Consider the following 21,452-nt stretch of genomic DNA (forward strand, 5'->3'; position numbering starts at 1 on the left):
ACTCTGCTCAAAGTGTGCAAAATTACAAAAATTATGCCTAATTACTTTAAATTATATAAGTTTGCACGCGGTTAATTTTTTATGGATGCAAATTTTTCACCAAAAGCAACCCCTTACCGAATTTCTTGAACCATACATCGTTAAAAAACGAACTGTAGGGCTGGTCCCAACTATGGGGGCTCTTCACGAAGGACACTTGTCGCTGGTTAAACATGCTTTGCAGGACAATGATCTTGTAATAGTGAGTATTTTTGTAAACCCTACACAGTTTAACAATGAGGAAGACCTGTTACAGTATCCGCGTACTTTACAAAAGGATATTGACACACTTAAAAGCCTGGGGGAAAATTTGATCATTTTTAATCCCAGGGTAGAAGAAATGTATCCTGAAAATGAAAACCCCCGATCTTCTCAATTTGATTTTGACGGACTTGAGACTCTTATGGAAGGTAGTTATCGCCCGGGACATTTTAACGGGGTTGGCACCATAGTGAAAAAATTATTAGAAACGGTTACGCCCCAAAATGCCTATTTTGGAGAAAAAGATTATCAGCAACTTTTAATCGTAAAAAAACTCGTTCGTAAGTACAACTTTCCTGTAACTGTTATAGGTTGCCCTATTTTAAGAGAAGCAAATGGCCTTGCCATGAGTTCCAGAAATCAAAGGCTTCCCGATGATGTACGGAAGAAAGCCTCTATTATTTACAAAACATTACTCTTGGTTAAAGAAATGTTTGTAATACAGACTGCCTCACAAATTAAAGAACAGGTAGCTGCCTCTTTTAAAACAAAAAATGACTTCACACTTGAGTACCTTGAAATAGCGGAAACAGATAGCTTAAAATCAGCAGAACAAAAAGAAGAAGGTAAAACGTACAGAGCTTTTATAGCAGTGTATGCGGGTAATGTACGTTTAATAGACAATATAGAGTTATAGCTTTAAAATAATTACCTTTGCACCATGCAAATAGAAGTAGTAAAATCAAAAATACACCGGGTAACGGTAACTGGCGCCGACCTTAATTATATAGGCAGTATTACTATTGATGAAGACCTCATGGATGCTGCTAATATTATTGAAGGAGAAAAGGTTCAGATTGTTAATATAAACAATGGTGAGCGCCTGGAAACCTACGCTATTAAGGGACCCAGAAATTCTGGTGAAATCACTTTAAATGGCCCGGCTGCCAGAAAAGTACAACGAGGAGATATTATCATTATCATTTCTTACGGGATCATGGATTTTGAAGAGGCAAAGTCTTTTAAGCCGTCATTGATATTTCCAAATGAGAAAGACAATTCGTTAAACTGATCTTGAAAAAGAAAATAATTAACATTGCCAAAATTGTACTCCCGCTCTCGCTGGGAGTTTTTTTAATTTGGTATTCTTACCAGAATACTTCTCCCGAAGACCGGCAAAAAATATATACCAACATAAAAGAGGCCAACTATTTTTGGGTGACTATTTCACTTATATTTGGTTTGTTCAGCCATCTTTCAAGGGCCTATCGCTGGAACTTTTTATTGGCTCCTCTCGGATACAAACCCCGATTTATAAACAGTATTATGGCCGTTTCCATTGCTTATTTTGCCAATCTGGGAATTCCTCGATCCGGTGAAGTTTTACGAGCTACTACATTGGCCACTTATGAAAAGATACCCTTCCAAAAAGTCTTTGGCACCATAGTAGCCGAAAGGATCATTGATCTTATCATGCTCATGCTGGTTGTACTATTGGCTTTTGTTTTACAAACAGACACCATTCTGAATTTCTTTATGGAACGCGGGTTTAGTTTTCGCTCACTGGGCATTTTTTTGATTTTGGGATTATTGGGGCTTTTTGTTTTTTTCAGAATTATCAGAACCTCAGAATCCCGATGGGCCTTAAAAATCAAGTATTTTCTAAACGGTTTATTAGAAGGGGTGTTCAGTATTTTTCGTATGAAAAACAAATGGCCCTTTATTTTTCATACCTTTTTTATCTGGGGTATGTATATTGGCATGTTCTGGATCATTAAATACAGTATTGCCGGGACTACCTCGCTTTCTTTCAATGGTATTCTTACTGCTTTCATTGCCGGATCATTTGCCATTACAGCTACTAATGGCGGAATAGGGGTTTACCCACTCGCCGTTAGTAAAATACTGGAAATATACGGTATAGATTCTGTATCCGGAGATGCGTTTGGATGGATCATGTGGACCTCGCAAACGCTTCTCGTTGTAATTATAGGTACTTTGTCATTTATCTTGCTTCCGGTTCTTAATCGAAAAAAATAATTTCACACATCTGTCGTTATTTATAACAAACCTACTTATCATGAAAATCTTTTTTTCTGTCTTGTTGTTATTTTTTATTACAAATATCCGCGCCCAAACGGTAAAAGAGACTTTTGAATCTTATAAGCTCAATGAGAAAAGAGAGTTACAGATCTATATTCCTGAAAACTACTCAGAAGAAAAAACATACCCGCTTATTGTAGTGCTGGATGCAGAATATCTTTTTGATATAACCGTAGCCAATACCCGATTTTATTCTTACTGGCAGGAAATGCCTGAAGCGATTGTGGTGGGTATAAATCAAAACTACGACAATATTCGATATGAAGATTGTGATTATAGTGACCAGAATGGAATGCCACAGGACAAGGGTAATGCTTTTTTTGAGTTTATTGGCCTGGAACTGGTGCCTTATTTTGCTTCCAAATATACTCTGGCCAATTTTAAAGTAATTATAGGGCATGACGTTACTGCCAACTTCTCTAATTACTGGCTTTTTAAAGACAATCCTTTATTTGATGCATATATAACGCTTAGCCCTTCTTTTGCTCCAATGATGGAAGACCGGCTGCCCGAACGTCTTTCCTCTGTTCAGAATAAAAAGTTCTACTACCTGGCAACTTCAGATGATGATATTAAAGAAAATATTACACGTATTAAAACACTACATCAGCGTTTAAAACAAATAGAAAATGATAATCTAAAATATTATTTTGACGATCTGAAAGGGGCCAGTCATGTTTCACTGCCTTCGTATGCGCTTCCAAAAGCACTAGACCAGATATTTAAAATATTCAAGCCCATTTCTCCTGAAGAGTACAAGAAGCAGATCTTAACTATGGAAACACCGGTTTTTGAATATCTTGAAAACAAGTATAACACCATAGAAACCCTGTTTGGTTTTAAAAGGAAAGTAAGCCTTAACGATATTATGGCCATTTACGCAGCTACACAAAAAAAAGAAGACCTTCCCTCACTTGAGTTACTGGCCAAACTTTCGAAAAAAGAATACCCGGAAACTATGTTGGGGTTCTTTTTCGAAGCAGAATACTACGAACAAATGGGCGAACCTAAAAAAGCATTGCGTACCTACGAAAAAGCTTTTGGGATGCCTGAAATAGATTTTCTTACCAAGGATATGATGCTCGACAGAATAGATGCACTTAAAGCCGATTTTGGCTGGTAAATAAATAGACTCTTTACTTCTGGCAGTTTTGTTTTGATATTGCGAAAGCCCGGCTTATATTTAGCTGGCTTAACTACTATTTAAGGTTTTTACAATTATGGCAAAAATAAAAACGGCATTCTTTTGCCAGCATTGCGGGGCTCAATATGCCAAATGGCAGGGACAATGCAATACCTGTAAACAATGGAACACTATTGTTGAAGAAGTTATCCAAAAAGAAGAGAAAAAAGCATGGAAGGAAGAAACCTCTTCTGTTCAAAAAGTTTCAAAACCTTTAAAAGTAAAAGAAATAAGCAGTTCCCGGGAACTTAGAATGGATACGGGCGACCAGGAGCTTAATCGCGTACTGGGAGGCGGTATTGTTCCAGGCTCTCTCATTCTCCTTGGTGGTGAGCCGGGAGTGGGCAAGAGTACTCTACTGCTTCAAATATCGCTCAAGCTCCCTTTTAAAACACTTTATGTGTCAGGGGAAGAAAGCCAAAAGCAAATTAAAATGAGGGCAGAACGCATTCATCCCGATAGCGATCACTGTTATATTCTCACCGAAACCAAAACCCAGAATATTTTCAGGCAAATACAAAGTCTGGAGCCTGATATTGTCATTATTGATTCTATACAAACCCTGCACACCGATTATATAGAATCTTCCCCCGGGAGTATTTCACAAATAAGAGAATGTGCCGGCGAGCTTATAAAATTTGCCAAACAAACATCTACACCGGTACTCTTAATAGGCCATATTACGAAAGACGGCACCATTGCGGGACCTAAAATACTGGAGCATATGGTAGATACCGTCTTGCAGTTTGAAGGCGACCGCAATCATGTATATCGTATTTTAAGAGCACTTAAAAATAGATTTGGCTCTACCGCAGAACTGGGTATTTATGAAATGCTTGGTAATGGTTTGCGTGAAGTTTCCAATCCTTCAGAAATACTTATTTCAAAAAATGAAGAAGACCTTAGCGGGACCGCCATTGCCGCTACCGTAGAGGGCATGAGACCTTTAATGATAGAGATCCAGGCACTTGTAAGCAGTGCAGTTTACGGCACTCCCCAACGAAGCACAACGGGATATCACGCCAAAAGGCTAAATATGCTCCTTGCCGTTCTGGAAAAAAGAGTAGGTTTTAAACTGGCTGCCAAAGATGTATTTTTGAATATTACCGGGGGGATCACTGTAGATGATACCGCTATTGACCTGGCAGTGATAGCCGCCATTCTTTCCAGCAATGAAGACATAGCCATTCCTAAAAATATTTGTTTTGCTGCAGAAATAGGGCTCGCAGGAGAAATACGGCCTGTAAATCGCATAGATCAACGCATTCTGGAAGCAGAAAAACTGGGCTTTACTACCATTTTTGTTTCCCGATATAATAAAATAACCCTTAAAAACCCAAAAATCGATATCAGGCTTTCGGGCCGTATTGAAGATGTAGTACGTGAGCTTTTTGGATAAAACTACGGTGCAGGGTTGGGTATCTCATTGTGAATAGCGTTGATCTTACTCAGTAATTCTTCGTTCAGCTCTACGTCAATACTGTCAATATTCTCCTTTAGCTGCTCCATAGTAGTGGCACCAATAATAGTACTGGTTATAAAAGGCTGCTTATTTATAAAAGCCAGTGCCATTTGAGCAAGCCGTAAATCATAAGATTCTGCAAGGTCATAATAGTGCTGTGTGGCTTTTACTGAATTCTCGCCCATATACCTGGAAAACTGCGGAAACAGAGTAACCCTTGCTCCCGGGGGTTTTTCTTTTTTGAGATATTTTCCGGAGAGTGTTCCAAAAGCAAGGGGAGAGTATGCCAGGAGCCCCATGTTTTCCCGAATGCTGATCTCTGCCATTCCTGTTTCAAAAAGACGGTTGAGCAACGAATACGGATTTTGAACTGTGATCATTCTGGGTAATTGATGGTGCCTGCTTTCTTCCAGAAAGCGCATAGCACCCCAGGGCACTTCATTAGAAAGCCCAACATGCCTTATTTTACCCTGCTTTATGAATTCATTGAGTGACTCCAGTATTTCTCTGATGTTATCTTCCCAGGGATCGGAAGCATCATGAACATACCCGCGTTGTCCAAAAAAATTGGTAGAACGTTCCGGCCAGTGAAGCTGATACAGATCTATATAATCGGTTTGCAATCGCTTCAGGCTTTTATGAATGGCATCTTCAAGCTCTTCTTTTTTAAAACCTCCACTGCGTATATGGCGGTTAGACTTTGCAGGTCCGGCAATCTTAGTAGCCAGCACCACTTTATCGCGATTTCCGGTTTTCTTGAACCAGTTTCCTATAATAGTTTCTGTAGAGCCCTGAGTTTCCGGTTTGGCGGGGATAGAATACAACTCTGCGGTATCAAAAAAATTAACTCCTTTGTCCAGAGCATAACTCATTTGCTCATGCCCCTCTGCTTCTGTGTTCTGCTCTCCCCAGGTCATGGTTCCCAGGCATATTTTACTCACTTCAATATTGGTATGAGGCAGGAAAGTATATTTCATAGGCTTTGTAGTGCTAAGACTTAAAAATAGGTTATTTAGTTTACAACTGATTCAACAATCGGGTTACTTCGTCAAGTTTGGGAGTGAGAATGATCTCTATTCTTCTGTTTTTAGAGCGCCCTTCTGAACTGCTGTTGGAAGCTACAGGAGCAAACTCACTACGTCCGGCAGCCGTTAAATTTTTGGGATCTATCCCTTGATTTTCCTTCAATATTTGTACAATGGCAGTTGCTCTCTTGGTTGAAAGATCCCAGTTACCATTTAGTTGATTATTGCCTTTGTAAGGCACATTGTCGGTATGGCCTTCAATCAAAACAGCAATATCAGGATTCTTAGCCAGTACTTTTCCTAGCTCTACTACAGCACGGCGACCTTCTGCGCCCACGGCCCAGCTACCCGACTGGAATAAAAGTTTGTTTTCGAGGGAAACGTAAACTTTTCCGTCCCTTTGTTCAACCGTCAGGCCTTTTCCTTCAAAATCAAGTAATGCACGGGAAATGGCATCTTTCAAATCGGTCATGGCCTGCTCTTTGGCGGCAATAAGCCCTTCCAGCTCATCTACTTGTTTTGAACGGGCATCCAGTTGTTTTTTCAGTTCCTGTAATCTCTTATTTTCCTCTGCAAGTGCTTTCTCTTTTTCTTCAAGTTGTGACAATAACAGCCTGTTAGCCTTTACATTTTCTGCAATAGCTTTACTGCTGTTTTTTTCAAGGGCATCATATGAAGCCTGAAGGTTATCTAAATTTGCCTGGGTGGCAATATAATCTTGTTTGAGCTGTTCTCTTTCACTCACAGCTTGGTCATACTTCTTTTGTAAAGCTACCAGATCATTCTCCAGCCTGTTCCTGATTGCTTCAAGCTCCTGATTTTCGTCTGCCAGCCGGTTGCGTTCACCTTTCAAATTGGCATATTTTTCTTCAAGCTCTTTATACACTTTTGCAGAAACGCAGGATGTTAAAACGCCTGCCGCTAAAACCAGAAATACTACTCTTTTAATCATGATCATACCATTACATATTTAACTTTTTAACTCTACTACTACCGGACAATGGTCACTGTGCTTTGCCCCGGATAATATAACGGCTCTTTTAAGTTTTTCTTTTAAAGGTTCTGCCACCATGTGATAATCAAGGCGCCAGCCTTTATTATTGTTACGTGCATTTGCACGATAGCTCCACCAGGAGTATTGATGTGGTTCTTTATTAAAGAAACGAAAACTGTCAATAAAACCGTTTTTCATAAAACGGTCAATCCATTCCCGCTCTTCCGGTAAAAAACCGGATACTTTGGCATTCCTTACCGGGTCATGAATGTCGATCGCCTGATGACAGATATTATAATCGCCACTTATTATAAGGTTGGGTACTTCTTTCTTGAGCTCATTCACATACTCCTGAAAATCGGCCATGAACCTGAATTTTTGTTCTAACCTGGCATCATTGGTGCCAGAGGGAAGGTACAGGCTCATTATTGATACCCCGCTGAAGTCGGCACGTATGTTGCGCCCTTCAAAATCCATATAGTCTATTCCGGTACCATACTCTACATGATCCGGTTCTTTTCTGGATAAGATCGCTACCCCGCTGTATCCTTTTTTTTCTGCGCTGTACCAGTAGTGATATGGATAGCCTGCATTCTCAAAAAGTGAGGTGTCTAGCTGTTCTTTGTGCGCTTTGGTTTCCTGAAGGCAAATAACATCGGGGGCAGCATTTTGCAACCAGTCAATAAAGCCTTTATTGATGGCTGCCCGAATGCCATTTACGTTATATGAAATAATTTTCATGGTGAATGGTTTCCTGACAAGGACGCTAAATTAACTAATAAGTTAAAAAGGTAAAAGCCGAAAAACCACCAACGGATAAAAACGATCAAAATTGGCTTTTTTTTAACGATAAAAGGAATGCTATGGGGGTTACCTATTTCATTTTCATGAGCCACTGCCTCATTCCGGCTTCCTGTGAAATGATATGACGAACTTCATTGGTTTTTACCCGCTGCTGCTGCATGGTGTCTCTGTGGCGTATGGTAACGGTATCATCTTCCAGCGTTTGGTGGTCAACGGTTATGCAAAAAGGGGTGCCTGCGGCATCCTGGCGCCTGTACCTTCTTCCAACAGCATCTTTTTCATCGTATTGTACCGGAAAGTCCCATTTCAGATCTTCAATGATCTTTCTCGCTACTTCAGGAAGTCCGTCTCTTTTAATTAATGGCAACACTGCTGCTTTAAAAGGTGCCAATACTGCCGGTAATTTTAATACGGTACGCTGTGAGCCGTCTTCCAGGGTTTCTTCCTGAAGAGAATTTGAAAAAACGGCAAGGAACATTCTGTCGAGGCCAATAGATGTCTCCAATACATACGGCACATAACTTTCATTTATTTCATGATCAAAATACTGAAGTTTTTTGCCTGAATACTTTTCATGACTGGCAAGATCAAAATCAGTTCGGGAATGTATTCCTTCCAGTTCTTTGAACCCAAAGGGAAAACGAAATTCTATATCGCAGGCAGCATCAGCATAATGAGCCAGTTTTTCATGATCGTGGAAACGGTAATTTTCGGTACCCATCCCCAGGGACAAATGCCATTTCATTCGGGTCTCTTTCCAGTAGTCATACCACTCTTTCTGGGTACCCGGTTTAATGAAGAACTGCATCTCCATCTGTTCAAATTCGCGCATCCTGAAAATGAACTGGCGTGCTACTATTTCATTTCTAAAGGCTTTTCCGGTTTGGGCTATTCCAAAAGGTATTTTCATCCTTCCGGTTTTCTGTACATTCAGAAAGTTTACAAAAATTCCCTGAGCGGTTTCCGGCCTCAGGTAAAGATCCATAGCACTCTCTGCCGAAGCTCCCAAACGGGTACCAAACATAAGGTTAAACTGCTTTACATCGGTCCAGTTTCTGCTTCCTGTCTCAGGATCTGCTATTTCGAGTTCATCTATCAATGCCTTTACATCGGCCAGATCTTCATTTTCAAGTGACCTGCCGAGCCTTTTCAATATGGCTTCTTTTTTTTCAGTATAGCCAATCACTCTGGGATGGGTACTGATAAATTGCTCTTTATTAAAGGCTTCCCCAAAGCGCTTTGCCGCTTTTTCTGTTTCCTTTTGTATTTTTTCATCCAGTTTGGTAACATAATCTTCAACAAGTACATCTGCACGGTACCTTTTTTTGGAATCTTTATTGTCAATAAGCGGATCATTAAATGCATCTACGTGACCTGAAGCTTTCCAGGTAGTTGGGTGCATAAAGATAGCAGCGTCTATCCCTACAATGTTTTCGTGCATTTGTACCATAGCTTTCCACCAGTACTCTCGTATATTCTTTTTTAACTCTACGCCTTTTTGTCCGTAATCATATACTGCACTTAATCCATCGTAGATTTCACTTGATGGAAATACATAGCCATATTCCTTGGCGTGTGAAATTACTTTTCTGAAATGTTCTTCTTGATTTGCCATGCCGCAAAAATATATCTTTTGCGTGAATTGCCTGATTATTTGAGTTCAAAAGTAGCAGAAGAAAGTTTTTTTTCTCGGAAGAAAATATTTATGACATACAACCCTGCATGTGCTTTGCCTTCGTCACTTATTACGTAATCGCAGATATCAACGGGAACATCCTGAATATTTATACTAATCTCTTTACTGTAGGTGAGCACATTATCACCAAAACGCACTGTTTTTTTTGCTCCGAGAACATTATTTTTAGGATCGATAATTTGCAGATAAATAGTTTGCCCTATGCCTTTTAGTAAACGGTTGGGCAGTACTGTAAAACAAGCGCGAATGCGTTCGGTTTTATTGGCTCTGTTGGTTTCAATGACTTTGCCGTTAGATCGAAATTTAAAGGCGTTCCCCCTGAGCTTATAAATGGTTAATAAAGACCCTGAAGACAACTTATCACTGAGTTTTGAATTCTCTTTAAGCAGTGAATCCTTGTCACTAATAAGTATGTTATTGCTATCTTTAAGCGCTTCTGAATAATAATTAAGAGCTCGTATTCGTAATTTACTGCTGTCTATTTCTCTTTCCAGTAATAAATTCTTGTATTGAATAGAGTCTATGATCTTTCGATATCTCGTGTTCTCATTCCTTAAAATGGTAAGCTCATCTCTATAACGCTGCAGCACCTCATAATCTACTTCCATCAAGGAAATAGAATCTAATAAAACGGCAATTCGATTTCGGTTGTTTTTAATTTCCTCAACAATGACCCCTTTAGCTTCCGAAAGTTCACTGAAGTTCTCCTGCATTTGTTTGAGATCTTTAATGATCATTTGTTTTTCATTGGCAAGAAATGATGCTTTTTTTCCGCTTTCGCGGTAATTGAGGTATGTTACAAAAATCAGGGTAGCGATGGCCAAAAATAATATGCCTAAAATAATTTTTTGACCTTGTTCTTTATTCCTGCGCTTCATTTTTTTAAATTAGCGTTGGGACGAAGCCCTTTAAGCTCGTATTTATGCTGGTAAATATACTAAATGATATTCAAAGTGTATTCTTTCCTGATATTTGTTCGGGCTGCCATGCACATCTCGGTCATTATGAAAAAACGCTTTGCGTAAAGTGCAGGCATGATCTGCCCCTCACGCACTTTCATACCTTTCCTGATAATCTGATGGAAAAAATGTTTTACGGAAGAGTGCCTATAGAAAAAGCCACCGCATTCTTATGGTTTCAAAAACAGGGAGTAGTTCAAAACCTTATACATCACCTCAAATACAAAGGGCAGGAGCATATAGGCACCTTTTTAGGTAGCTGGATGGGTAGTGAACTAGCAGCTTCTTCTTTTTTTAAAGAGGTTGATTATGTGATACCGGTACCCCTGCATCAAAAAAAATTACGTAAACGCGGCTATAACCAAGTCACCACTTTTGCCAAAGAGATTGCTGATTCTCTCAAAGCCGTTTACAGGGACGATATTTTAAAACGCGTTACCCATGCACCAACCCAAACCCTAAAAAACCGGCTTACCAGATGGCATACAGACCAGACTTCTTTTGCTCTGAATACATCAGCAGGACTTAGTTACAAACACATTTTACTCACAGATGATGTAATTACCACCGGAGCTACTCTTGAAGCATGCACAGTAGCATTGAAAAGTCTCCCCGGAGTTAAAGTGAGTATTGCAACTATGGCAATTGCCAATTGATTTCTTCGTTACTAAAAATAATTGTTATTTTGCACATCAACGTTGGGGTCTTTATGAAGAAATTAGTATTCAAAACCGTAGTTTGTGTCATAATTCTGGCTACAATTGTTAATTGCGCACGTAGAGGCTCTCCTTCCGGAGGGGAAAAAGACATGACCCCGCCAGTGCTTCTAAAAGCTTCCCCCGAGTTAAATTCCACCAACTTTAACACTAAAAAAATACGCCTTAGTTTTGATGAGTTTGTGAAGATAAAAGACCTCCAAAAACAACTTATTATTTCTCCCCCTCCCAATACGATACCTGAAATACGGCCTCAGGGAAGTGCTTCAAAAAAAATTGAGATCATCATAAAAGATTCTCTTTACCCCAATACAACCTATGTGTTTAATTTTGGCCAGAGTATTGTTGATAATAACGAGGAGAACCCATTACCCTTTTTTAAGTATGTTTTTTCAACCGGAAATGAGATCGATTCGTTATCCGTATCAGGAAATATAACAGATGCACTGAACAGGAAATCAGAAAATTTTGTCTCTGTAATGTTATATGAAGTAGATTCTACATTTACCGATTCAATTATATACACTAAAACCCCAAAATATATTACCAATACACTGGACAGTCTCACTGCTTTTGAACTCTCCAATCTTAGGGAAGGCACTTATATGCTGGTAGCCTTAAAAGATATTGGCAAAAACAATCTTTTTGATCAAAAAACAGATAAGATTGCCTTTTTAGAAGAGTTCATTACGGTCCCTACAGATTCTGTATATACTTTAAAACTTTTTAAAGAGGTTACTAATTACGCTATTTACAAACCGATACATGCGGCCAAAAACCGAATTATTTTTGGTTATGAGGGTATGGGAGAGTTTATGGATATACAAATGCTTACCCAGGTGCCGGAAGACTATACGTACCGAACCTTAAAAGATCCTGTTAAAGACACCATTAATTACTGGTTTACTCCTTTTGAAGCCGACTCACTGGTTTTTAGAGTAGTGAACAATGAGTTTACAGATACCTTAAGTGTAAAGATGAAAGACCTGTATGCCGATTCACTTACGATCTCTCCGGTAACACGAGAACTGTCATTTACCAAACCTTTTACTTTATCTGCCAATATACCTTTAGCAGCTACCAACCAGGAGAAAATAACACTTATGGATGGCGATTCTACCGCAATCGCTTTTACCACCTCCCTCGACACACTCAAAAATACAATTTCGGTTTCCTGGGATACCGAACCTCAAAAAAGATATTTAATGCAGCTTTTCCCGGGGGCCTTGACCGATATGTTTGGTAATGTAAACGATACTCTTAATTACCCTCTTACCACTAAAAGCTTTGCTGATCTAGGAACCATTAACCTGAAATTACGGAACGTAACTTCATATCCTATACTCATACAACTAACTAACGACAAAGGAGAAGTGACGGTAGAAAAATATGTGGAAGCGCCTAAAGAGAGCCATGAATTTAGATATTTAGATCCGGGAGAATACTTTATCAGAGTTATTTTTGATACTAACAAAAACGGAAAGTGGGACACCGGGAATTATCTGTTAAAACAGCAACCGGAACGTATCAGCTATTTTCCGGGAGCGGTTGAGTTGCGTGCCAACTGGGAGCTACAGCAAACCTTTACTTTAGAATAAAATTATCTCTATCCTGTAAAAATTTCAGTTTATCACGATAATAGCCAATATGTTCTTTCTTTAGCGTAACCGTAGCTGCTGCTTCTTTTTCAGAAAAGAAAAGAGTATTTCCCAGAACATCATAGGCAGCAGAATGGCCTGAATATATATTTTGATTAACATCTTTCCCAATACGGTTAACGCCTATACAATAGGCCATATTCTCTATGGCCCTTGCTTTTAAAAGGGCATCCCATGCCAGTATTCGGGGCTGGGGCCAGTTGGCCACGTATAGTAACAAATCGTATTCCTGAGTATTTCGCGCCCATACCGGAAAACGAAGGTCATAGCATATTAACGGACATATCTTCCAGTCTTTATACGTAACCAGCAAACGTTCTTTACCAGATGCGTATGCCTTGTGTTCTCCGGCCAGAGTAAACGTATGCTTCTTATCATAAGTTTGAAAGCTACCATCTGGAAAAACAAAAAAAAGCCTGTTGTAATAGTTACTGTTCTCTTCAATTACCAAACTACCGGTAATAGCCGCCTGAAGCTTTCCTGCCATGGTTTTTAACCAGGTTACCGTATGGCCCTTTTCGGTTTCTGCTACACGTTCGGGACGCATGGTAAAACCACTGTTAAACATCTCGGGAAGTACTACAAGATCTGTGGCATCGGTTAATCCTTCCAGTATTTTTGTAAAATTTTGAAGATTGGCGTTTTTATCTTCCCAAAACAACTCGGTTTGAACCAGTGTAACCCTGAGTGACTCCATAAGAATTTCTGTTTAGCGGTTATCCAGCAAGTTTGCTATTTCATCCAGCCCCTGCATTTTAGCATGCATGGCAGCCGTATTTCCGCGGGCATCCCGAAGAGATATGTCTGCACCTGCATCTAAGAGTAAATGTATAATGTTCTTATGAGCAAAAGTAACCGCATAGATCAATGCCGTAGCATCGTTATAATTTACAGCATTTACATCTGCGCCTTTCTCAATAAGCTTTGCTGCCATACCTTCAAAACCTTTGAAACAAATACCCATTAATGCCGTATTACCGGAAGCATCTTTCCCATTTATATCGGCCTTATGCTCCAAAAGAACATCTACTACCTCTGAGCGGTCGTAATATGTAGCGAGAATAAGCGGTGTAGAGCCTCTCTCATCCTGGGTGTTGGCAAGCTCGGGCTGTTTGTCAAGTATTTCCTTAACCAGCCGGGCATCGCCATCTCGTATGGCATTAAAAAATTGTTGCATAGCCTTTAAGTTTTTAATTAAAACGTTTCGGGCGGATCCTTTTTTAAGGATTTCCGCCCGAAATTACTGAATTTATTCCTTTTTTTCAGCTTTTTTTAATGATATCAAACCGGGAAATGCCCCATAAAGCAAATCATTCCTCACGCCTGCCGGGTGTAAAGTCTTGGGGAGCATTCTGAGGCATATTGATCGTTCCCGCACCTCCCGTATCATTGTATAAAGTCCATTCAGAAAAATCATAGGAACTACGGCCTTCGGTAATAACCATACTCCTAACCGCCCGTCCATCTTCAAACTCGTGATTGGTGCCGGAACCGTCTTCACCCACTACGCCAAAAATATCTACCGTGTTCCCATTACCATCAACCAGCACCAGGTTGTCATCTCCGTTAGAGTCTGCGGGCCCGTTGGCTCCCGATACAACATCGGGCGGAAAACCGTAAACACTTTCAAAAATCTCGGCATTTGGAGACAACACAAGCGTACTACCGGCACTTATACGATATCCTGAAAGATCCAGTACAGAACTAACCTCTGTACTGGCATTAGTATATCTCAGTAATTGCCATCCTTCCAAATCCACATCAATATCTCCTGCATTATAAAGCTCCACAAACCGGGCCCCGGGTTCATTATTAGGGTCTGCCAGTTCTGAAATGATCACATTGACAGATTCATTTACAAAACATACTCTGTAAACACCTGTAAAATTGATGTCTTCAGGACCCCTTATCATAAGACCAGGTTTGTTCAAAAAAGTCATAATGCCTGTAATTTTACCCTTACCGGGTGGTATTTCATCATTCGCAAAAGTAGCTTCCGGGTTCATCCAAAATGGTAATTCGCCATTACAATTGGTAATAAACTCCATTTCAAGGAAAGTACCAGACGAAGCATTGAATTGAACATCATTAAAAACAACCAACTCACTTTCGTACATACCCTTTAAAACCTGAGCAAATGTCATCGGCTTGGGTTCGGGGATGTCTCCGGATTCTCGTGATAAGATATTAGAATTACCCAGGCCATTAATGGTTAGAACGCTATTTCCTTGTGTAAGAAAAGTATCTATTAAGGCTACCTCAACCATTGTACCTGCAGGCACTTCTTGAAGCGAAGAAAATGACAGTAATATGCCTGCCGTATTATCCTGAATGACAAGCTGATTGGCAGGAAGGTGCCCTGAGTCTTTATCTGAGATAACAACCCCTCGTATTTTTATGTTATCTGCTATTTGAAAGTTTTCTCCGGAAAGTAGATCTCTAACCGTACGTATTTCCCAAAGAGACGCCTGTTCAAAAATGTTACAACGGTCACCTGTCATATGTTCGGTATCCTGCTGGTCACGTATCATAAGCTGATACTCCCCGTCAGGCATGGATAGAATTCCGGTGATATCGCCATTACCGGAGGGTTGTACTTTATCTCCAAAACTGGCTGACCTATTGGTTCGCAACTGTATTCTGCGTCCTTCACAGTCGGTAAGCGTTGAAAAAGTATCTGAATTTGAGATCACAAAGGTTTTATTTTCTTCAAAGAATTGTACATTTTGAAGGGTCACCAAACTACCAATATCGCTTTCGTTTAAAGAAGTTAGTTGGGTGATCTTGGCCCTGGGCACTGCAATAGAATCTTCTTTGTAAATGTATCTGTAAAGATCTTCTTCCCGTATTGGTTCCAATCTGTCATTAAATGCCCTGCCTATTTTCCATTCTCCATCTTCACGGGCCAGAGATAAACCATGGGTTTTTAAAGTGAGTATTCTCCCCCTGTTATAGTTTTTGGTATAAAGTCTTGTCCCATCCAGTTCCAGCCTTATCCCTCCCGTACTATCCTGTATATAAATGGCTCTTGAAACGTTTTGTGTGGAGTCACTGGCAACCACTGTAGCCTGAATAATTTTATCATTTTCCAATGGTGTAAGTGAACCTGAATACGTGTTTTTAATTGCCTGTATGGTAGTGGTAGGGGCAGGAGGTTCACAGGTAAACTCTAAACCATCACAGCGTACTGCTTCAAAGTTAATATCCTGAAGGTCTCTAATGGTAAGTTGATACCTTGATCCTGATTTTCCCAACACTCCGGTAACAGAGCCACTACCCGTAGGCATAGGTGCCGACTGAAAATCTGAAAAACCACTATTTACCAGAGTTATCTGTCCTCCTTCACAACTTTGAAAAGGTCTTTCACTGCTTTCCTTAGGTTCTGCAAAAGGCAGACAAAGTGCTTCCGGAGACACCTCAACTCCGGTCACGGTTACCAATGTGTTTAACATAGTATCGTCAAGTTCTTCAACAGGAGTGATTGTAGGCGTTATAGCGGCTATATCTTCACAAGAAGCAAAAACATGTTCGTGAACCAGAGTTGCCGGTAATCTTCCAATGGAAAGGCTCCCTCCTGCATTTGGGAACAGCCCTCCCAGCTTGTGTATTCCTCCGCTTTGTCCTAGATACAAACCTTTAAGCTTTAGAGTTACTTTTTGGCCCTTATCAAAAAAAAGATGCATATCTCTTAAATCAATTTCTATTTGAAAGCCTTGCGAAGGTGCCACCGGACTATCCTGAAAGTGAAGAGTCCCGAAAAAATTTCCGGCTTTATCGGTCGATGTAACATATCCGTCAATTACCAAATCTTCCTGGATGCGTACAATTTCTCCCCGATATAACCCTTTTATCTGCTCAATGGTGGCATTTACCTGTGGGAGGTCTTCTCCGCAAAGCCGGGAGGGCGGTTTGAATTCATCTTCTACACAAGACTGGCACACAAGCAGTACCAGCCAAACAAAAGGTTGTATATAAAAAAGATTGTTTTTCACGTCCAATCAAAAATTATATGCCAGGTTAGCAAAAAACGTTCTCCCAAACCCAAACCAGTATCTGGGGCCAAAAGAGGGATTCCCTCTGGAAAGGTCTGCCGTAAATTGCCCAAAATTGCCATTTCTATTTTGCTCAAATCCGCCGGTTCTATAAGTAAGATCAAAAAGGTTACTTATACTGGCAAAAAAACTGATAAACCCTTTTTTTAATCTCCAGGATTTTCCTCCTACTACATTTAAAAGATACACGGGGTCCAGTTGCTCCTGCTTTAAAAGTCTTTGTACCGCATCTGGTGTAGCCTCAGGAAAGGGCTCTTCCGTTTCGGGATTTATTAGAAAACTTTGTGTACGTGCTATGTTAGAAATACTTATATAGTTTTCGGTTAAAAAGTTTGCTGTAGTGGCTATCCACCAGAACTCAGGAGCTCTGTATTCTATTCCCAGAGAAAAAGCAGATTGCGGGCCTGAAGGGAGCCTGTAGCCTTTAATATCTGCCTTACCCAAATCAACCCTTCCCTCAGGATTAATAAGCTCATCCGGATCTCCCGAAGTATCGAAATTAATAGCAACATTGGCCGTATCTGTATAATACGCCTTTCCTAAAGATGCCGCTGCGGTAAAGGTCACATCGGGGGAGAATTGATATTCCAGGCCCAATTCTGTTCCATAGTGTAATGTGTGTATCCCTGAGGTTACTTCCTGAACAAAATCACTCCCTAAACCGGTATTTACAAAGAAAAAACTAACATCGGTCTGGTTTTTAAAATTTGTATAATAGCCCGTAATTCTCCCTTTAAGCTGTGGCCATCTCAAAAAATATGTTATATCACCAGACGAGATACTTTCACTGGTAAGATCTGGCACTGCCTCGTTATTTTCTCTTGGATTTATAAATATATTTTGCAACAGTGGAGCTCTTTGTAAATACGCAGCATTAAGACTTAGGGCATTGCGTGAGTTAATACGGTAGGTTACCCCTCCCTTAAATCCGGCATTGGAAAAAGTGAGTTGCTCACTTTCACCTAGCGAATTTTCAGAAAACAACTCATTTAAAAAAAGACCTTCTCTCTGGTAATGAGTAGCTGATAAGGAGGCCGATAAAAAAGCTTCCCATTTTTTTACAGTAAAAATACTTTGCACAAACATATTCCATTCTTTGGCATATAATATATAGTTGTAATTGAAACGATTTCCAACAGTTTTATTGATCTTTCCATTGAGGTCATTTCGTGTATCTGTAAAAGGATCTATATCTTCATGATAGGAGGCTCCCAGCAAATCATCAATTCTCGCATAGTTGTCTGACTCCAGACTGCGATAGGTAATCCCGGCATCTATACGCAGGTTTTGAGAGATATTGAGATTTCCCAGAACCTGAGCAGTCAATACTGAATCATCTGTACGATCTTCCTGCACCAGATAAACACTTTTGCCATTTAATGACGGGGCCTCATTAGCCTGATATAAAATATCCCAATTGAGCTGAGGATCTCTTTGAAAACGTTCTTTCGCAAGGTTTGCATTTTCAAAATTACCGGAGCCGCTGTTTATGTAATTACTGGGTAAGTATCGAAAATAAACCGGGCTTGGGTTGGGTGCATTGAAGTGAGCAAGTCGTGTTCTCCCAAACTTTCCCGTTTGCCAGGTAACCCCCACATTAATATTCAGTTTTTCAGTTTCATAAAAATAATTAGCAATTACAATAGGCTCTTCAATGGTTCGTATTCTGGAATTTCTCACCTCTCCCGACTGTTTCCCCCAATGCGGATTGTATTGTCGCCCCACTAATTGAAAAACCTCCTCTGTAATAGCTGTACTCTGCCCCCTTCTACTAGAAGCAAGAATACCATTAAGTGTAAAGCTACTGTGCTCCCATGGTTTAAATTCAAGGCCAATAAATAGCGAATATGCATCATAGGGAGTACCTTCTATAAAACCGTTTTCCGCCCAACGGCCTGAGGCAGAAACACTGTATGCGAGTCCGGAAGGCTTCATACCAGAATGGTATGTTGCCATCGCCCTCCCCGCGTAGGTGCGATTGGACGCGGAAGAAGAAAACCGCATTCCGGGGCGGTAAGAACCCGCTCTCAGGTTAATATTGGTTACTCCTAATAAACTCCCGAATGACATAGAAGAAGGGGTCAGGGCATTGGTAAATTCCTGGTTTCTGGTAATGTCGTTAAGACCGCCCCAGTTGTTCCATTGTGGCCTTCCGTTAAAAAACTCGTTCATAGGAAGCCCGTTAAGCAAAACAGTCGCTTCTCTGCCGCCATAATTCCTTATCCGAAAGAATACCTGACTAAAATCAAAAGCGGCTCTGATAAGATAGATATCTCTCGTAGCCTGTAATAAACCATAAATACCATCAGAACCACTATCATCTGACAAATCATTTTCTGTAAGTGTGATAAGGGCATCTATCTGCTCACTGGAAAGATCTTTCTCAAGAAAAAGTATGCCCAGGTCCAGTGTTTTCCCTGGTATTTTTGAAACAGGGATTCGCTGTTCACGAAAACCCTGAACCGTTATTTTTAGAATATGTTTTCCCGAAGGAACTGTAGCCAATATAAATGTACCGTCACTCGCAGTAGTGGCTTTTACATTTAAGCCTTCCAGGGCAACCTCAGCAGATACCACTGCTTTTTCGGTTTGTAACTCCAGTATTTTTCCTCGTATTCCCGATCCATTTTGAGCCCAAATAAAACAACTGCACAGGGTGATGATTAGGGATAAAAAGTATCTTTTCATTTTAAAATAAAAAGTCCGAATATACTAAAAATGCTTTTTTTGAAAGTATTATTTTTATAAAAAAATAAGATTAAGATTACTTTATATGATACTAAAATACTTTCTTTTCGTTTTCTTCTGTTGGCCCTTTTTTGTGTTCTCTCAGGATAAAAAACAATACAAACTTCGCACCATTGCTTTCTACAATGTTGAAAATCTGTTTGATACCATTAACAACCCAGATACTTTTGATGATGACCGTACACCATTGGGCAAAGACCGCTGGACAGGGAAGCGTTATCAAAACAAATTGATGAATACTTCCAAAGTTCTCTGGGATATAGGCAGAAAAGTATCTGGTACTGCACCGGATATTATTGGGCTGGTAGAAATAGAGAACCGTGATGTATTGCAAGACCTTCTCAGTACACCCCCAATTAATTCACTTTCTTACGGTATTATTCATTTTGACTCTCCCGATAGAAGAGGGGTTGATGTAGCATTATTATATAAAACCTCTGTATTTACACCCGTTTCTTACACCTCGCTCCCCCTACTATTAAAAAATGAATTTAATGAACGGGAATATACGCGCGACCAGTTACTGGTTTCCGGTTTTATGGATGGTGAAGAAATACATTTTATCGTTAATCACTGGCCCTCCAGAAGAGGCGGTACTTCCAAGAGTGAACACAAACGGTTAAAAGCAGCTCTTTTGAATAAACAGATCATTGACTCTTTGCAACAAATACATCCTGAAGCAAAAATCATAAGTATGGGAGATTTTAATGATGACCCCACAGATGCCAGCTTTAAAAGGGTGCTCAGAACAAAAGGTATCAAAACCGATTCCGCCAGCCTATTGTATAACCCCATGGAAATGTTATTGAGAAAACATGGGGCAGGTTCATTGGCTTACCGGGATCGATGGAATTTATTTGACCAGTTTTTTTTCACATCATCATTATTAGACACTACAGGTAGTTCTCTACGATACTGGAAATCGGGCATTTATAACCCCTCATACCTTACCGTACCCTCGGGCCCGTATAAAGGATACCCGTTACGAACGTATGAGGGAGGGCGGTACAGAGGGGGTTACAGTGACCATTTTCCCATTTATATGTTTTTATTAAAGCCCATATAAACATAAAAAAGCCACTCTTAGAGAATGGCTTTTGGTAAGGAGCTTAACTTATTTGTACCTAGATCTAGCTACAGGTTGTCCTGCCTAAGCGTCCCGTATCGGCACCACTGCCGCCACCGCCACAGCGATTGGCACATTCAGTAAAACAGGTCTCACAGGAAGGTACCACTGTATCAGGAATACAGTTTATCTCACAGGTGTCACATAAAGTGTCATTAGAATTATTTCCTCCTTTAACTGCCCGCTGATTGCTAAAACTGGCAATTGATATTTTTTTGAGATGTAAACTTCTTACGGTTCTCTTTTTCATACTATTTTTTTTAGAGATTATAGGTTTAACTGCAACTTATCCATCCAAAAATCCCGGTATCGCCGCCGCCACCGCCACAACGATTGGCACAATCGGTAAAACAGGTCTCACAGGAAGGTACTACGGTATCCGGAACACAGTTTATTTCACAGGTGTCTTCACAAGTTTGATGGGGCTGTGTATTTCCTCCTTTTATGCCCTGGCTTCGCTTATTGTCAAGTTTGGCAATAAACTTTTTGTTAAGATTAAGATTTCTTACGGTTCTCTTTTTCATAGTGTAAATATTTAGATTTAAAATTATATTTTCATATACGGTACTCTGTTCATTATCATTCAAACGTCTATTATTACTAACAGGCACTGGAAAAGTAAATAGCATTATCCTGTTAACAAAATAATAATTATCTTACTTTCATTGTCAAAAGTAAAGCTTTCA

General features: G+C 40.0%; 19 protein-coding genes. 8 read left to right on the plus strand and 11 right to left on the minus strand.

The window, feature by feature from the left end:
- Positions 1 to 85: 85 nt before the first annotated feature.
- The 5 genes from panC to radA all read left to right on the plus strand — a co-directional run bounded on the left by panC (position 86) and on the right by radA (position 4,925).
- Entirely contained in the window at positions 86 to 937 is an 852-nt protein-coding gene (panC, locus tag WAO84_RS12685; RefSeq protein WP_340066223.1) for a pantoate--beta-alanine ligase, read from the plus strand.
- Positions 938 to 961: 24 nt separating this feature from the next.
- The gene (gene panD / locus WAO84_RS12690) at positions 962 to 1,312 is read left to right on the plus strand and encodes an aspartate 1-decarboxylase (RefSeq protein ID WP_340066224.1); all 351 of its coding nucleotides are present in this window, start codon (positions 962 to 964) and stop codon (positions 1,310 to 1,312) included.
- Between the two features lie 2 nt (positions 1,313 to 1,314).
- Positions 1,315 to 2,280 carry a lysylphosphatidylglycerol synthase transmembrane domain-containing protein gene (locus WAO84_RS12695; RefSeq protein ID WP_340066226.1) on the plus strand — a complete coding sequence of 322 codons (966 nt, stop codon included), beginning with the start codon at positions 1,315 to 1,317 and terminating at the stop codon, positions 2,278 to 2,280.
- A gap of 40 nt (positions 2,281 to 2,320) precedes the next feature.
- Positions 2,321 to 3,466 carry an alpha/beta hydrolase gene (locus WAO84_RS12700; protein ID WP_340066227.1) on the plus strand — a complete coding sequence of 382 codons (1,146 nt, stop codon included), beginning with the start codon at positions 2,321 to 2,323 and terminating at the stop codon, positions 3,464 to 3,466.
- 97 nt (positions 3,467 to 3,563) lie between these two features.
- The gene (gene radA, locus WAO84_RS12705; RefSeq protein WP_340066228.1) at positions 3,564 to 4,925 is read left to right on the plus strand and encodes a DNA repair protein RadA; all 1,362 of its coding nucleotides are present in this window, start codon (positions 3,564 to 3,566) and stop codon (positions 4,923 to 4,925) included.
- 2 nt (positions 4,926 to 4,927) lie between these two features.
- Here the strand turns inward: radA and WAO84_RS12710 are convergent, their stop codons facing one another.
- The 5 genes from WAO84_RS12710 to WAO84_RS12730 form a co-directional block, all read right to left on the minus strand.
- On the minus strand, positions 4,928 to 5,965 hold the full coding sequence (locus WAO84_RS12710; RefSeq protein ID WP_340066229.1) for an NADP(H)-dependent aldo-keto reductase: 1,038 nt from the start codon (positions 5,963 to 5,965) through the stop codon (positions 4,928 to 4,930).
- Between the two features lie 40 nt (positions 5,966 to 6,005).
- Positions 6,006 to 6,965: an OmpA family protein gene (locus WAO84_RS12715; protein ID WP_340066230.1), complete on the minus strand. Its 960-nt coding sequence runs from the start codon at positions 6,963 to 6,965 to the stop codon at positions 6,006 to 6,008.
- Between the two features lie 18 nt (positions 6,966 to 6,983).
- Entirely contained in the window at positions 6,984 to 7,748 is a 765-nt protein-coding gene (locus tag WAO84_RS12720) for an exodeoxyribonuclease III (protein ID WP_340066232.1), read from the minus strand.
- Positions 7,749 to 7,881: 133 nt separating this feature from the next.
- The gene (locus tag WAO84_RS12725) at positions 7,882 to 9,426 is read right to left on the minus strand and encodes a glycine--tRNA ligase (protein WP_340066234.1); all 1,545 of its coding nucleotides are present in this window, start codon (positions 9,424 to 9,426) and stop codon (positions 7,882 to 7,884) included.
- Between the two features lie 35 nt (positions 9,427 to 9,461).
- Positions 9,462 to 10,385, minus strand: coding sequence for a hypothetical protein (locus tag WAO84_RS12730; RefSeq protein WP_340066235.1), 924 nt, complete (start codon positions 10,383 to 10,385; stop codon positions 9,462 to 9,464).
- 44 nt (positions 10,386 to 10,429) lie between these two features.
- Between WAO84_RS12730 and WAO84_RS12735 the strand changes: the two genes are divergently transcribed.
- Both WAO84_RS12735 and WAO84_RS12740 read left to right on the plus strand, forming a co-directional pair.
- Entirely contained in the window at positions 10,430 to 11,122 is a 693-nt protein-coding gene (locus tag WAO84_RS12735; RefSeq protein ID WP_340066236.1) for a ComF family protein, read from the plus strand.
- A gap of 53 nt (positions 11,123 to 11,175) precedes the next feature.
- Positions 11,176 to 12,780: an Ig-like domain-containing domain gene (locus tag WAO84_RS12740; RefSeq protein ID WP_340066238.1), complete on the plus strand. Its 1,605-nt coding sequence runs from the start codon at positions 11,176 to 11,178 to the stop codon at positions 12,778 to 12,780.
- Here WAO84_RS12740 and WAO84_RS12745 read toward each other — a convergent pair.
- The 4 genes from WAO84_RS12745 to WAO84_RS12760 all read right to left on the minus strand — a co-directional run bounded on the left by WAO84_RS12745 (position 12,767) and on the right by WAO84_RS12760 (position 19,580).
- Positions 12,767 to 13,537, minus strand: coding sequence for an amidohydrolase (locus WAO84_RS12745; RefSeq protein WP_340066239.1), 771 nt, complete (start codon positions 13,535 to 13,537; stop codon positions 12,767 to 12,769). The genes WAO84_RS12740 and WAO84_RS12745 overlap by 14 nt on opposite strands.
- Before the next feature lie 12 nt (positions 13,538 to 13,549).
- Positions 13,550 to 14,017: an ankyrin repeat domain-containing protein gene (locus tag WAO84_RS12750; protein ID WP_340066241.1), complete on the minus strand. Its 468-nt coding sequence runs from the start codon at positions 14,015 to 14,017 to the stop codon at positions 13,550 to 13,552.
- A 133-nt stretch (positions 14,018 to 14,150) separates the two neighbouring features.
- Positions 14,151 to 16,832, minus strand: a complete 2,682-nt coding sequence (locus WAO84_RS12755; RefSeq protein ID WP_340066242.1) for a DUF5689 domain-containing protein — start codon at positions 16,830 to 16,832, stop codon at positions 14,151 to 14,153.
- Positions 16,833 to 16,838: 6 nt separating this feature from the next.
- Positions 16,839 to 19,580 carry a carboxypeptidase-like regulatory domain-containing protein gene (locus tag WAO84_RS12760; protein ID WP_340066243.1) on the minus strand — a complete coding sequence of 914 codons (2,742 nt, stop codon included), beginning with the start codon at positions 19,578 to 19,580 and terminating at the stop codon, positions 16,839 to 16,841.
- Between the two features lie 85 nt (positions 19,581 to 19,665).
- Between WAO84_RS12760 and WAO84_RS12765 the strand changes: the two genes are divergently transcribed.
- On the plus strand, positions 19,666 to 20,706 hold the full coding sequence (locus WAO84_RS12765; protein ID WP_340066244.1) for an endonuclease/exonuclease/phosphatase family protein: 1,041 nt from the start codon (positions 19,666 to 19,668) through the stop codon (positions 20,704 to 20,706).
- Between the two features lie 64 nt (positions 20,707 to 20,770).
- Here WAO84_RS12765 and WAO84_RS12770 read toward each other — a convergent pair whose 3' ends face one another.
- Both WAO84_RS12770 and WAO84_RS12775 read right to left on the minus strand, forming a co-directional pair.
- The gene (locus tag WAO84_RS12770; RefSeq protein ID WP_340066245.1) at positions 20,771 to 21,016 is read right to left on the minus strand and encodes a hypothetical protein; all 246 of its coding nucleotides are present in this window, start codon (positions 21,014 to 21,016) and stop codon (positions 20,771 to 20,773) included.
- 25 nt (positions 21,017 to 21,041) lie between these two features.
- A complete protein-coding gene (locus tag WAO84_RS12775) occupies positions 21,042 to 21,290 on the minus strand; it encodes a class I lanthipeptide (protein WP_340066246.1) in 249 nt (82 codons plus the stop codon).
- Positions 21,291 to 21,452 lie beyond the last annotated feature (162 nt).

The sequence above is a fragment of the Ascidiimonas aurantiaca genome (genome assembly GCF_037646345.1).
In the GTDB taxonomy this organism is placed as follows: domain Bacteria; phylum Bacteroidota; class Bacteroidia; order Flavobacteriales; family Flavobacteriaceae; genus Ascidiimonas; species Ascidiimonas aurantiaca.